This window comes from Erwinia sp. BNK-24-b, assembly GCF_047456155.1.
Taxonomy (GTDB): Bacteria; Pseudomonadota; Gammaproteobacteria; order Enterobacterales; family Enterobacteriaceae; genus Erwinia; species Erwinia phyllosphaerae.
In genome coordinates this window covers 2,122,267-2,135,551 of record NZ_CP179901.1, presented here as the reverse complement: position 1 = coordinate 2,135,551, position 13,285 = coordinate 2,122,267, and the positions used below count along the sequence as shown (strand labels likewise).

The following is a 13,285-nucleotide window of genomic DNA, read 5'->3' as shown; positions in this document are numbered from 1 at the left end:
AAACAGCGCTGCCATACTACTGTTACCGGGCCATTTTGCAGTTTTATATCTGAAAAGTTCGATACGTCTGGCAAAAATATGATTTTAAGCGTTTATCCGGCTACTGCCCGAGAATAATTCGCTAAGAAAAGGGATTAAAGCAGTGATACTTTCGCAATAAAAGTCCAAATTTAACAATCTCTTAATCCTATTATCGATAATATTTAGTGGCTTAAGTGGTAAAGCCAGCGCCAGGCGCATGATTTAACATTTCTTTAATAACCTGACGCGCCGTGGCGCTTTGTCCTGCCGGACGGGGCGTAAAATGGCTGAGACAGAAACCATTATTACATGCAATAATCGACAGCTAATCTGTTACACATCAAGAGTCCAGCACGTTTTTGTACTCATTTTTTGCGCAAGGCGAAGGATTATTTTTATGAAGCTTAAGAATACCATTCTGGCATCAGCCCTGTTGTCACTGACTTCTCTCTCCGCTTATGCGGCTCAGGAACTGACGCCCGAAAAAGCGGCATCGCTGAAACCCTTTGATCGCATCAGTATTACCGGCCGTTTTAACGCCATTGGCGACGCAAACGACGCCATATCAAAACGTGCTGACGAGCTGGGGGCTAAGGCTTATTACGTACAGGGCATTAACGACAGCAATGGTAACAGCGGTAACTGGCGCGTGGTCGCCGATCTCTATCGGGACGATGCGCCGCCAGCGCCAAAGCATGAAGACCGCGTGATCAACGGCGTGCGCGAGCTGACTAAAGGGGAAGCCTATAAGCTGGAGCCGTTCGATACGGTTTCCATTAGCGGTTTCTACCATAGCCAGCCGGATGTTAACGACGCCATCACTAAAAAAGCCGCAGAGAAAGGCGCGGCCTCGTTCTTTATTATTCGCCAGATTGACGCCAACAGCGGCGGCAACCAGTACATCACCGCCTATATCTACAAGGCCGATGCCAAAGAACGCAAGGTGCAGTCACCGGATCTGATCCCGGCGGATTCGCAGGCAGGTAAAGCAGCCCTGGCCGCAGGTGGCGCAGCAGCGAAAACCGTGCAGATCCCGGGCGTAGCCTCTTCCGAAACGCCGGACGCGAAAGTTGGCCGTTTCTTTGAGACGCAGTCCTCCACTGGCCAGCGCTATACGGTCAGAACGCCGGAAGGCAAAAGCGTGCAGGAAGTCAGCGCAGTTACCGCTGCGCAGATGCAGCCGTTTGACAGCGTGACCTTTACCGGTCACTTCGGCACGCCAACGGAAGTGTCTGATGCCGTCGGCCGCGCCGCCATTGAGAAAGGCGCGAAGTATTATCACATTACCCGTCAGTGGTCTAACCAGAGCGGCGGCAACCTGACCGTCTCTGCCGATCTGTTTAAGTAAGCAGCACGGAGACGGCGTTCGGCCGTCTCCTCCTTGCATAACACCCCGCCTTTCTTTGCATAGCCAATCACTTTTCGCCCTGTTACGCATTGCATCTCACCATATCACTCCGTAAAATCGCCGCCGGTTTCAGGAGATCTTTTCGAATTGGGACGTCGCAGGCGTACAAATTGCGAACAACTCACCCTGTCATGGTTTTTTATTCTGGTTTTGGGATGCTTTTTTGGACAAAAAATTAGGTCTTACCGCCCTGACGGCGCTGGTACTGAGTTCAATGCTTGGCGCAGGCGTTTTCAGCCTGCCGCAGAATATGGCGCTGGTTGCCGGTCCGGCTGCGCTGCTGATTGGCTGGGCCATTACCGGCGTCGGCATCATTATGCTGTCACTGGCGCTGTTGCTGTTAACCCGTCTTAAACCGGAACTCGACGGCGGTATTTTTACCTATGCGCGCGCCGGATTTGGCGAGCTGACAGGTTTCTGCTCCGCCTGGGGCTACTGGCTGTGCGCGGTCATTGCCAACGTGTCTTATCTGGTGATCGTGTTTTCCGCCCTGAGCTTTTTCACCGATTCACCGGGGCACGTTGTTTTCGGCAACGGTAATACCTGGCAGGCGGTTCTGGGCGCTTCCGTCCTGCTCTGGCTGGTACACTGGCTGGTGCTGCGCGGCGTACAGACGGCGGCGAGCATCAATCTGGTGGCCACTTTGGGCAAGCTGGTGCCGCTGGGCCTGTTTATCGTGCTGGCTATTGCCGCCTTTAACCTCGACCGTTTCCGCTTCGATTTTTCCGGTGTTGAGCTGGGCGTGCCGGTCTGGGAACAGGTTAAAAACACCATGTTAATCACCCTGTGGGTCTTTATTGGTGTCGAAGGCGCAGTAGTGGTTTCGGCGCGCGCGCGCAATAAAAAAGATGTGGGTAGCGCAACGCTTTTGGCCGTGGCCGCCGCGCTGATTGTCTATCTGCTGGTTACGCTGCTGTCGCTGGGCATTGTGCCAAGAGCGGAACTGGCGCAGATGCGCAATCCTTCTATGGCGGGTTTGCTGGATCGCCTGATTGGTTCATGGGGAGACGTAGTGATTGCGCTGGGCCTGATCGTTTCCGTCAGCGGCGCTTACCTTAGCTGGACGATTATGGCGGCAGAAGTGCCAATGCTGGCTGCCGAACACGGTACCTTTCCGCGCTCGCTTGCCAGACAGAACGAGCGCGGCGCGCCTTCTGCTTCACTGTGGCTGACCAATCTTAGCGTGCAGGCCTGTCTGATTATGATTTGGCTGACCGGCTCCGATTACAATACGCTGCTGACTATCGCCTCGGAAATGGTGCTGGTGCCCTATTTCCTGGTTGGCGCCTATCTGTTTAAGGTCGCGCGCAAGATGAATAAGCCAGGCGCGCTGGTCATTGCACTGGGCGCCAGCGCTTATGGCCTGTGGCTGCTGTACGCTTCCGGCCCGCTGCATCTGCTGCTTTCTGTGGTGCTTTATGCGCCGGGCATGCTGCTGTTTTTATGGGCGCGTCGCAAAAACCAGGGAAGTGGCAAGCTTAACGGCATAGAAAAGATGGGTATGGCGGCGCTAATTGCCGGTTCCGGCCCGGCAATGTGGCTACTGCTGCGCTAGTGGGAAAAGGCTAACATGCTGACGGCCAGACGGTCGTCATGCTGCTCCAGCGTCAGCGGCTTGACGTACTCTTCGCGAATCACGTCAAGCTGCTGCTGCGAAAGCGGGTAAGGCAGCAAAATTTCAAAGCGTTCGATATGCTGTTGTTCAGCAAGCGTTATCAATCGGGCAATATTTATCTCGTCGCTGACCTGGGTAGAAATAATCTGAAGCGCCAGCGCTTTGAGTCTTTCTGAAGGGGCGGTCGGCAGATCCGGCGAGTTTTTAGTCACCATGCCAAAGATAGGCATTACGCCGTAAATAGCGTCAACAAAGCTCCAGCGTTTTTTGCAGGATGACGAGAGAAAATCAATGTAATTCAGACAGATATAGCTATCCCTTTCCTTCAAAGCCAGCTCTTTATCAGTCACCCTTTTCTCTCCTTTCTCCGTTAAACAACGCGCTATGCCGTCAGGTAACAACCCTGATGAACATAATGGCATATTTTACGCCATTTATACTATACATCGAGAGTTATTTAGCCCGAACTCATAGTAGTTCGCGTAAACATTCGGTAATCTTGTTTTTCCTTCGTTGAAAAATGTGGCTATGAATAAAATCGTATTCGTCGAGGACGATCAGGATGTTGGCGAACTGATTGCCGCCTATCTGAGCCGTCATGATATTGAAGTTATTGTTGAAAGCCGCGGCGACCGTGCCGAAGAAGTCATCAAAGCGACCATGCCCGACCTGGTGATGCTGGATATTATGCTGCCGGGAAAAGACGGGATGACGCTCTGCCGCGATCTGCGTACCAGCCAGCAGTGGAAAGGCCCTATCGTGCTGCTAACCTCGCTGGACAGCGATATGAACCATATTTTATCGCTGGAGATGGGCGCTAACGATTATATTTTAAAAACCACGCCGCCTGCGGTGCTGCTCGCTCGCCTGCGGCTCCATCTACGTCAGGCCGCCACGCAGAGCGGCGAAGAAGCCCCTGTGACCGCCAGCGTCAGTGCGCAAAAAGCGCTGCGCTTCGGCACGCTTTCGGTCGATCCGGTTAACCGCCAGGTCACGCTGTCCGGTGAGATTATCGCCTTATCTACGGCCGATTTCGATTTACTGTGGGAGCTGGCAACGCATGCTGGTTCTATCCTGAACCGTGACGCCCTGCTGAAAACGCTGCGCGGCGTTAGTTATGACGGAATGGATCGCAGCATCGACGTGGCAATCTCGCGGCTACGCAAAAAGCTGCTGGATAGCGCTACCGAGCCTTACCGGATTAAAACTATCCGCAACAAGGGCTATTTATTCGCGCCCCATGCCTGGGAAACGTAAGCTGCGATCGGGATGTGGCTTTATGGTTTGGCGCATGGACGCGCCAACCGAGCCATAAGAGACGATTTCACGGCGAGTCCGTATTTCGAGCTGCCCTTGATGCTTTACGCCGATCGCACCACAACTTTCCCCACAAACAAAAAACCCCTTCCACTGGAAGGGGTTAAGCACATGCAAACCGTACGACAGTTTAAATCAGGACTCGACCCACACCGTCTGCGCGTTAGTAAATTCCCGAATGCCAAAGTGGGACAGCTCGCGACCGTAACCGCTCTGTTTTACCCCGCCAATCGGCACACGCGGATCGGAGAAGCTCGGCGTATTGATAAACATACCGCCGGTTTCCACTCTTGCAGCCAGCCTCCGCGCCTTCGGCAGATCCTTACTCCACAGGCTACCGCCCAGACCGAACTCGGAATCGTTCGCCATGGCAATGGCATCGTCCGCATCTTTCGCCACGATCAATGAAGCCACCGGGCCAAACAGCTCCTGCTTAAAGCTGGTCATGCCTGGCTTCACGTTGCTCAGCACGGTTGGTGCATAAAAGTTCGCTGTACCCTCAATCACATGACCACCCAGCAAACATTCCGCGCCCTCGGCAATGGTTGCCTGCACCTGCGTATCCAGCTCGTCACGCAGATCGTAACGCGCCATCGGGCCAATATAGGTCGCTTCATCACGCGGATCGCCAACCACCATCTCTTTTACTGCCGCCACAAATTTATCGCGGAACTCGGCAAACACGCTCTCTTCAACAATAATACGCTTCGCCGCCAGACAAACCTGGCCGCCGTTCATAAAGCGCCCCGCAACCGCGCCTTTAACCGCTGCGTCGATATCAGCATCGGCCAGCACGATAAAGGCATCGGAACCACCCAGCTCCAGCACGCTTTTTTTCACTGCCGCCCCGGCCAGCGCCGCAATAGCTCCGCCAGCCCGCACGCTGCCGGTCAGGGTTACGGCTGCGATACGACGATCCTTAATGAGGGTAGCGACCGCATCGTTATCCGCATTCAGAACTTTAAACAGCCCTTCCGCCACGCCAGCTTCCGCCAGCACCGACTGCAACAACAGCGCGCTACCCATAATGCTCGGCGCTGGCTTCAGCAGATAGCTGTTACCCGCCATGATAATCGGCACGGCACCGCGCAGGACCTGCCATACCGGGAAGTTCCACGGCATCACGGCCAGGATTGCGCCAATCGGCAGATAGTTAACGTAAGCTTTTTCGTTCTCAACCATGGTGGCTTCTGGCGCAAGAAACGCCGGGCCTTGCTCTGCATACCATTCACACAAACGCGCGCTTTTTTCTACTTCGGCCAGGCTCTGGGTAATCGGCTTACCCATTTCGTCGGTCATCATTTCCGCCAGCGCGCGGGCGTGTTTACGCAGGCTGCCAGCAACGTTCTGCAACAGCTGGCTGCGGGTATGGATGTCGCTATGACGCCAGTCCTGAAACGCACGGTCGGTCTGTGCCAGCGCGGTTTCTACTTCAGCCGCTGTGGCAAACGGCGTCTGACGAATAATTTCGCCGGTAAAAGGATTGCGGGAAACAGCGCCCGCCTGAGCAGCAGATGAAATCGTCATAAATTCTCCTGTAAAGCGTTTTCGCTTAGCGTGTTGTTCGTTGTTGGTAACATCATAGCCTTGCACACCTTTCCTGAAAAATGAATAATAATGAAAATATCCTGCTCAAAAAGAGAATGTACATGGATCTGACCCAGCTGGAAGTTTTCCGCGCTATTGCTGAAGAAGGAAGTGTTACTGCCGCCGCCGGAAAGCTGCACCGCGTTCCTTCTAATATTTCCACGCGCCTGCGCCAGCTGGAGGAAGAGCTGGGCACGGAACTGTTTAGCCGGGAAAAGCTGCGGCTGCATATCACCGATGCAGGCCGCACGCTGCTCGATTACGCCCAGCGCATTCTGGCGCTGACCGAAGAAGCGCGTATCCAGGTTTCCAGCCAGCATCCGGCAGGCGTTTTTACGCTTGGCTCAATTGAAAGCACCGCCGCCGTTCGGCTTCCTCCCTTGATTGCGCGTTACCATCAGAGCTGGCCTGAGGTGGAGCTGGGTCTTTCAACCGGCCCTTCCGGCGAGATGATCGATGGGCTGCTGGCCGGCAACTACAGCGCCATCTTTATTGACGGGCCGCCGAAACATCCGCAGCTGGAAGGCATTGCCGTTTTTGCCGAAGAGCTGGTGCTGATCTCCTCGCTGAACCATCCACCCGTTACCAGCGCCAAAGCCATTTCCGGCGCGACCATTTACGCTTTTCGCGCTAACTGCTCCTACCGTCGCCTGTTCGAAAACTGGTTTGCTCGTGAAAACGCCGCGCCGGGCAAAATTTTTGAGATGGAGTCCTACCACGGCATCCTGGCCTGCGTTAGCGCCGGAGCCGGACTGGCGCTGGTACCCAAAAGCATGCTGGAAAATATGCCGGGCAAAGACAGCGTCAGCGCCTGGCCGCTGGCGGATAGCATGGGCAAGCTGGCCATCTGGCTAATCTGGCGCAAGGGCGGCGGCTCGGCCAATCTACGAGCGCTGGTAAACCTGTTAGAAGTGCAGGAGTAAGCGTGCTGAACTACGCTTAAGCCACCTGTTAGCAAGATGGAAAAAATTATGCTGTGGCTGTACAACACATTGATCGTGCTGGGAACTATTGCCGCGATGGAGCTTATCGCCGCGCTTTCGCATAAATATATTATGCACGGCTGGGGTTGGGGCTGGCACCTCTCCCACCATGAACCGCGCAAAGGCTGGTTTGAAGTCAACGATCTTTACGCCGTCGTCTTTGCGGTGCTTTCTGTCGTGCTGATTTATCTGGGAAGCATCGGCTACTGGCCTTTACAATGGATCGGCGCGGGCATGACGGCATACGGCCTGCTCTATTTTATGGTGCACGATGGTCTGGTTCACCAGCGCTGGCCGTTCCGCTATGTGCCGCGCAAAGGCTATCTGAAACGTTTGTATATAGCGCACCGGCTGCATCATGCCGTACGCGGCCGCGAAGGCTGCGTCTCTTTTGGTTTTCTCTATGCGCCGCCGGTCGCTAAACTTCAGGCAACGCTGCGCCAGCGACATGGCCGTCGTAAGCGCGCGGACGCTGCCACAGCGCCGCAGGACGAGGCGGAGCAGACGCAGCCAGTCGTGAAGCGATAGCCTTGCATCCTCCCGCCGCCAGCAGGCCCAGCTTTTCTGCCTTGCTGGTGCCCTGCCGCCGCTCCCAGGCGGCGGTTCCCGCTTTGCGAACCTTTACGCCAATTTCCCGATAGACGCCGCGCGCGGTGGCAATAGCCCAGGCCGAACGCAGCGGCAGGCCCGCCAGCCCGGCATCCGCCGAAAGATAGTAAGGTTCAGCGGCCGCCACCAGCCGCTCGGCCACGCGCGCCAGCCGTTCACGGTTGACTGGCTCAGCATAGTTTTTCAACGTCAGCCCCTCTTCTTCCAGCCAGTGGATCGGCAGGTAGCAGCGACCGGTTTGGGCATCCTCAACGATATCACGAGCGATATTGGTCAACTGAAAAGCCAGCCCTAAATCACAGGCGCGATCCAGTACCGCCTCATCGCGCACGCCCATCACCCGCGCCATCATCAGGCCAACCACGCCTGCAACGTGATAGCAGTAGCGCAAAGTATCATCCAGGCTGTAATAGAGGTCGCCGCGCACGTCCATGGCGTAACCTTCCAGATGATCGAACGCCTGCTGCTGCGGGATAGCGTGTGCCAGAGCCACTTCCTGAAAAGCGGCAAAGGCCGGATCGCTCATCGACTCGCCCATACAGGCGCGAATAGTCAGCGCCTTTAACATTTGCAGTCGTGCTTCTGGCGTGGTCTGCGCGCTGTTTTCCTGTCTGAAACCTAACTGCTGGTCGTCAATCACATCATCGCAGTGGCGACACCAGGCATAGAGCATCAGCGCGCTGCGGCGGGTTGCCGGATCGAACAGCTTCGCCGCCGTCGCAAAGCTTTTGGACCCCACCGCCATTGTTTCCGTGGCGTGACTGAGCAACGGCTCGTTCATCGTATAATATCCTCCAGGATCAGGCTGGCGGTCACTTTGGCAGAAGCAATCACGCCCGGAATGCCCGCGCCAGGATGCGTCCCCGCGCCGACCAGGTAGAGATTTTTTATTTTGCTGTCGCGGTTGTGCGGGCGGAACCAGGCGCTCTGCGTCAGCAGCGGTTCAACGGAAAAAGCGGAACCCAGATGCGCGCCCAGCTCGTCACGAAAATCAAACGGCGTGAAGATTTTTTCCATCACCAGCTGCTCGCGCAGGCCCGGCATATAGTGCTCTTCCAGATAGGCAAAAATACGATCTTTCAGCTTTGGCCCTTCCACTTCCCAGTCGATATCGGCCACGCCCAGGTTAGGTACCGGTGCCAGCACGTAAAAGCTACCGCAGCCTGGCGGCGCCAGAGATGGGTCGGTGACGCAGGGCGAATGCAGATAAAGCGAGAAGTCATCAGCCAGCTTGTCGTGATGAAAGATATCCTCAATCAGTTCTTTATAGCGCGGCCCAAAGCAGACCGTATGGTGCGCCAGCTGGCTGTGCGGATTGTTCAGCCCAAAGTAGATAACGAACAGAGAATTACTCATGCTTTTACGCTTGAGCGCTTTGGCCTGCGCTGCGCCGTGCGGATGGTGACCAAGCAGCTTGTCATAGGTTTGCACTACGTCAGCATTAGAGGCCACGGCTTCCACTTCAATACGCCGCCCGTCCGCGGTGCGTACTGCGGTAATACGATCGCCTTCCGTTTCCAGCTTACTGACCGGCGTGTTTAGCTCGATTTCGCCGCCCAGCTCGCGAAAAAGCCTTACCAGCCCCTGAACCATTGCGCCGGTACCGCCGCGGGCAAACCAGACGCCCCACTGGCGCTCCAGCGCATGGATCAAGGTGTAAATAGACGAGGCGGCAAAAGGATTACCGCCGACCAGCAGCGAATGAAAGGAGAAAGCCTGGCGCAAGTGCTCATCTTTAATAAACTTTGACACCATGCTGTAAACGCTGTTCCAGGCCTGTAACCGCACCAGCTGTGGCGCGGCGCGGGCCATATCGCGCACGGAAAGAAAAGGTACGCTGCCAAGCTTCAGGTAACCCTCTTTAAACACCTCGCGCGAGTAGGCGTGAAAGCGACGATAGCCCGCCACGTCGTCAGGATTGAAACGGGCGATCTGCTCTTCTAACTCCTGCTGATCGTTGTCGTAATCCATGACTTCGCCAGAGTCCCAGCACAGCCGATAGAAAGGTTTGACCGGCAGCATATCGATAAACTCGGCGGTACGTCTCCCGCCCAGCGTAAACAGTTCTTCGATTGCCGACGGGTCGGTAATCACCGTTGGGCCTGCATCAAAGGTAAACCCCCGATCGTGATAGACATAAGCGCGGCCGCCGGGCTTGTCGCGCGCTTCCAGCAGCAGCACGGGAATGCCCGCGGCCTGAAGACGGATAGCCAAAGCCAGGCCGCCGATACCGGCACCAATTACAATTGTTTTTTTCATCAGAAAGCTCGCAGCCGGGGAGTTTTTTTGAGCACGGCCAGCAATGCCTCGCCGACCGGTACCGGGGGCTTGCCTGTAAGGATCCGTGCCATATCTGTAGGTTTGAGACGGCCGGCGTAAAACCTGGCGATCAGCCCGTCGTCCAGCTGATAAAAACGCTGCATAACCTGCCAGCGCCGTTCCGGGCGACCGGCAAGAAATAACATGCGGTTGAGTATGCGAAAGAATCGCTGGCGCTGCCACTCGCGGGCGGCAAACTGCGCTATCAGCTCTTGCAGCTGTCGGTGCGAGGTTAAGGGCGTAGCGGCGATTTTATCAGCCAGCGTTGCCGCCAGCGGCAGTGAATAGCCGGTTGTCGCATGAAACAATCCGGCACGCAGGCCGCTATAAATGCGTTCGCCCTGCTGCTGGCGAAACGCTTTTGGCTGCCCCTGCAACGTAATCGGCAGGCTTCCCTGCTCCTCGCGCTGTAAATGTGCCAGCTTCCAGCCCTGCGCCTGTGCATAATCGGCGATGCGCTGCCGCGCCATTTCGCTGTCCAGCACGCTGCTGTCCTGATAGTGGGTATCTTCAATCAGCAGCGTATCGGCAGAAAGCGGCAGCGTGTAGACAAAACGGTAGCTTTGCTGCTGGTCTACCGTGGCATCCATCAGGATCGGCCGCGTCAGCCCGTGCGGCTCCGCCAGCTGCCACTGCTGGCCTAAAAATGCCTGCAGGCCGACGGTTAAATAAGGGCTGGGCTGATAGCCTCGTCCGTCAATAACCGCTCGGGCATGCAGCGTCCGGCCATCGCTTAGCGTCACGCTCTGCACGCCGACCTTGCTCACTTTAATCAGCGTTTGCAGCTTGTTTCCTAATGCCTTTTCCAGCGGTGCAGCAAAGCTTTCCGCCGTCACGCTCAGGTAGTCACCGGGCAGCGTGCGCCGAAAGCGCGGGAAACGCACGTCGTAACCCTGCCAGCGATGCGCCACCATTGGCCGCAGCCATTCATGTTGCTCTGACGTTAAATCGTGCTGATGAAAGGACCAGGTGTGATTGCCGCCTGCCCGCTCGCCCGCTTCCAGCACCAGCACGTTTAACGAAGGCTGCTGCTGCTGTAGCCGCCAGGCGATCAGTCCATTAGCCAGGCCGCCGCCGACCAGAATGAGATCCCATTTTTTCATCCCGCCGCTCCAGGCCTGAAGGCCTTTGCGGCCAGTGCCTGCTCCACAATATCTGCCGCCTTCGGCGCGCCGCCCGCCTGCCGCAGCTGGTTTTGCGCCGTCTGCATGGCGGATGAATTGTCCTGGTTGTGCAGCAGCAGCGCCAGATTCTGCGCCATTTTTTTGCTGCTGGCGAAACGGGAAACGCGACGGCCAAGGCCGTTCCACGCCACGCGCGCCGCCACTCCGGGCTGATCGAAAGCGATTGGTACGACCAGTACGGGGGTTGATGTACTGACGGCATCCGCAACGGTATTTAATCCGCCGTGGGTAATGACCGCGTTGGCCTGCTGTAGCACGCTAAGCTGATCGGCAAAGTCTGTTACCCAGTAAGCGCCGCAGGCTTTTAACTCCGCTTCCTGTTTGGCAGATAAACCGCCGCAGTGGGCAATCAGAAGCTGTACGTGCAGACGGCTACAGGCGCGAGCGATAGTTTTAAACAGCCGAAAACGGTGTCCCTGCAGCGTGCCCAGCGAAGCAAAGACAAAAGGCCGCGCTGACCACAGCGGCCAGAAGCGATCTTCCGTTTTCCCGGGGCGCAGCGGCCCAACCTGGTAGAAATGCGCAGGCAGATGTCGACGAGGAAGATCGAGGGCAGGCACTGTCTGGCTGATTTGCGCCAGCGGCGAAAGGCACTCGTGCAGGCTCTGGCGCGGCGGCAGGCCAAATTTTGCGGCGTTGCGGGCAATCACGCGTCCGTGGCTGCGCATTATCCAGTCATAAATGCGCTGGCTGGTACGAAAGCGTTTTTGCGCCGCCTCGTCCGTGCCGTAAGAGAAAGGCATTACCGGCAGCGGTAGTCCTTCTTCGCGATTAACCGGCAGCGCGCAGGCTACCGAGACAAAAGGTAGCGCTAGCGCTTCGGCGACCAGGCCGCCAGCGGCTTCCATCTGATCCACGATTAATCCATCAACGTTGAGCTTGTCCAGCACCGCGGGTAGTTCACGGCACAGCATCTCGGTGGTGCGGGACATATCTTTTATCAGCGCCAGCAGCGAAAAACCGGCGGGCCTGGCGGCAAGTTTTAACGTGCGGGCCAGCGAGCCGGGCGGATGCGAAGCCGCGCCGACGGCATAAAAAGCGATACGCTTATCGTTGAGCAGCTCGGCCGCTTCGGCCTGATGAATAAAGGTCACCTGATGACCGCGCTCAATCAGCTCCTGCGCCAGCGCCTGTAAAGCATACCAGTGGCTGTAAAGCGGCGGCGCGATCACCGCGTAGTGACTCATCCCTCGCTCCTGGTATAGTGCAGTTTTGCCTGACGAAGCTCGCTAAGGTTGGCGCTACCGGTGCAGAAACAGACGATGCGTAGCTGTTCGATTAAGGTACGAAAATGCTCAACGGCTGCCTCGGCTGACGCGCTAGCGCTGTTAAGCACGGCGGCCGCCTGGCCAACCAGGCTAGCTCCCAGCGCCAGCGCTTTAGCCGCATCAATGCCATCGGCAATGCCGCCGGAAGCAATCAACGGCATCGCGGGTAACCCGGTATGAATAGCGCGTAGCGTTTCAGATGTAGGAATGCCCCAGTCGGCAAAGGCCATCGCAATACGCCGCTGCGCAGGATGTTCCGCCCTTTCCGCTTCGACCGCCGCCCAGCTGGTGCCGCCAGCGCCCGCCACGTCAATCATGGCAACACCGGCTTCGCTCAGTTGCCGCGCCACGTTAGTTGAAATCCCTGCGCCGACTTCTTTGATCACTACCGGCACCGTAAGCCGTTTAACCAGCTGGCCAATAGCATCAAGCACGCCGCGCCAGTCGCGATCGCCGCCGGTTTGCAGGGCTTCCTGTAAGGGATTGAGATGCACGATAAGCGCGTCGGCATGGATCATCTCGACCGCACGCCGGGCATAGTCCAGCCCGCGCGCGCCGCGAATTTGCGCCGCGCCCAGATTAGCTAATAAAGGGATATCGGGTGCAATTTCCCGCAGCTCGCTGTTCAGGCCAAAGCTGGCCTCGCTTTCCAGCGCCACGCGCTGCGAGCCAACGCCCATCGCCAGCCCTAACTGCTGGGCGGTTTGTGCCAGATGTCGATTGATATGGCGAGCGCGAGCGGCCCCCCCGGTCATCGAACTAATCAGCAGCGGAGCCTGCAGCTTTTTACCAAACAGCGTGCTGCTGAGATCGATGCCGTCCAGGTCCAGCTCTGGCAGCGCGCAGTGCTCAAAGTGCCAGTGTTCAAACCCCGTTCGGGCTTTAGGCACGTTGAGCGCCGGGTTGAGGACAATATCAAGATGATCGTTCTTACGCTGTACAAGGTTCGCGTCCTTCATTCACTCTCCGCATTT

12 protein-coding genes are annotated in these 13,285 nt (G+C 56.8%); 5 read left to right on the top strand and 7 right to left on the bottom strand.

Features of this window, described 5'->3' with window-relative positions; all coding sequences use genetic code 11:
- Window positions 1–418: 418 nt before the first annotated feature.
- Both ydgH and ACMGGR_RS09555 read left to right on the top strand, forming a co-directional pair.
- Entirely contained in the window at window positions 419–1,369 is a 951-nt protein-coding gene (gene ydgH / locus ACMGGR_RS09560) for a DUF1471 family protein YdgH (RefSeq protein WP_246759532.1), read from the top strand.
- A 223-nt stretch (window positions 1,370–1,592) separates the two neighbouring features.
- Window positions 1,593–2,984: an amino acid permease gene (locus ACMGGR_RS09555; RefSeq protein ID WP_414148751.1), complete on the top strand. Its 1,392-nt coding sequence runs from the start codon at window positions 1,593–1,595 to the stop codon at window positions 2,982–2,984.
- Here the strand turns inward: ACMGGR_RS09555 and ACMGGR_RS09550 are convergent.
- Window positions 2,981–3,394: a hypothetical protein gene (locus ACMGGR_RS09550; RefSeq protein ID WP_414148750.1), complete on the bottom strand. Its 414-nt coding sequence runs from the start codon at window positions 3,392–3,394 to the stop codon at window positions 2,981–2,983. The genes ACMGGR_RS09555 and ACMGGR_RS09550 overlap by 4 nt on opposite strands.
- A gap of 178 nt (window positions 3,395–3,572) precedes the next feature.
- Between ACMGGR_RS09550 and rstA the strand changes: the two genes are divergently transcribed.
- The gene (rstA, locus tag ACMGGR_RS09545; RefSeq protein ID WP_246759536.1) at window positions 3,573–4,301 is read left to right on the top strand and encodes a two-component system response regulator RstA; all 729 of its coding nucleotides are present in this window, start codon (window positions 3,573–3,575) and stop codon (window positions 4,299–4,301) included.
- A gap of 195 nt (window positions 4,302–4,496) precedes the next feature.
- Here the strand turns inward: rstA and ACMGGR_RS09540 are convergent, their stop codons facing one another.
- Window positions 4,497–5,888 (bottom strand): NAD-dependent succinate-semialdehyde dehydrogenase, encoded by a 1,392-nt coding sequence (locus ACMGGR_RS09540; RefSeq protein ID WP_414148749.1) that lies wholly within the window; start codon window positions 5,886–5,888, stop codon window positions 4,497–4,499.
- Between the two features lie 122 nt (window positions 5,889–6,010).
- On the opposite strand from ACMGGR_RS09540, the gene ptrR reads away from it, so the two are divergent.
- Both ptrR and ACMGGR_RS09530 read left to right on the top strand, forming a co-directional pair.
- Window positions 6,011–6,871: a putrescine utilization regulator PtrR gene (ptrR, locus tag ACMGGR_RS09535; protein WP_246759538.1), complete on the top strand. Its 861-nt coding sequence runs from the start codon at window positions 6,011–6,013 to the stop codon at window positions 6,869–6,871.
- 48 nt (window positions 6,872–6,919) lie between these two features.
- The gene (locus tag ACMGGR_RS09530; protein WP_414148748.1) at window positions 6,920–7,459 is read left to right on the top strand and encodes a sterol desaturase family protein; all 540 of its coding nucleotides are present in this window, start codon (window positions 6,920–6,922) and stop codon (window positions 7,457–7,459) included.
- On the opposite strand, the gene crtB is transcribed toward ACMGGR_RS09530, so the two are convergent.
- The 5 genes from crtB to fni are packed head-to-tail and all read right to left on the bottom strand — an operon-like array spanning window position 7,350 to window position 13,270.
- Complete coding sequence (crtB, locus tag ACMGGR_RS09525) at window positions 7,350–8,321, bottom strand: 15-cis-phytoene synthase CrtB (RefSeq protein ID WP_414148747.1); 972 nt, start codon at window positions 8,319–8,321, stop codon at window positions 7,350–7,352. The genes ACMGGR_RS09530 and crtB overlap by 110 nt on opposite strands.
- Entirely contained in the window at window positions 8,318–9,799 is a 1,482-nt protein-coding gene (locus ACMGGR_RS09520; RefSeq protein WP_414148746.1) for a phytoene desaturase, read from the bottom strand. The genes crtB and ACMGGR_RS09520 overlap by 4 nt, the downstream gene beginning before the upstream one ends.
- Window positions 9,799–10,962, bottom strand: coding sequence for a lycopene beta-cyclase CrtY (gene crtY / locus ACMGGR_RS09515; protein ID WP_414148745.1), 1,164 nt, complete (start codon window positions 10,960–10,962; stop codon window positions 9,799–9,801). The genes ACMGGR_RS09520 and crtY overlap by 1 nt, the downstream gene beginning before the upstream one ends.
- Window positions 10,959–12,230: a glycosyltransferase gene (locus tag ACMGGR_RS09510; protein ID WP_246759543.1), complete on the bottom strand. Its 1,272-nt coding sequence runs from the start codon at window positions 12,228–12,230 to the stop codon at window positions 10,959–10,961. The genes crtY and ACMGGR_RS09510 overlap by 4 nt, the downstream gene beginning before the upstream one ends.
- Window positions 12,227–13,270: a type 2 isopentenyl-diphosphate Delta-isomerase gene (fni, locus tag ACMGGR_RS09505; RefSeq protein ID WP_246759544.1), complete on the bottom strand. Its 1,044-nt coding sequence runs from the start codon at window positions 13,268–13,270 to the stop codon at window positions 12,227–12,229. The genes ACMGGR_RS09510 and fni overlap by 4 nt, the downstream gene beginning before the upstream one ends.
- Between the last annotated feature and the right edge of the window lie 15 nt (window positions 13,271–13,285).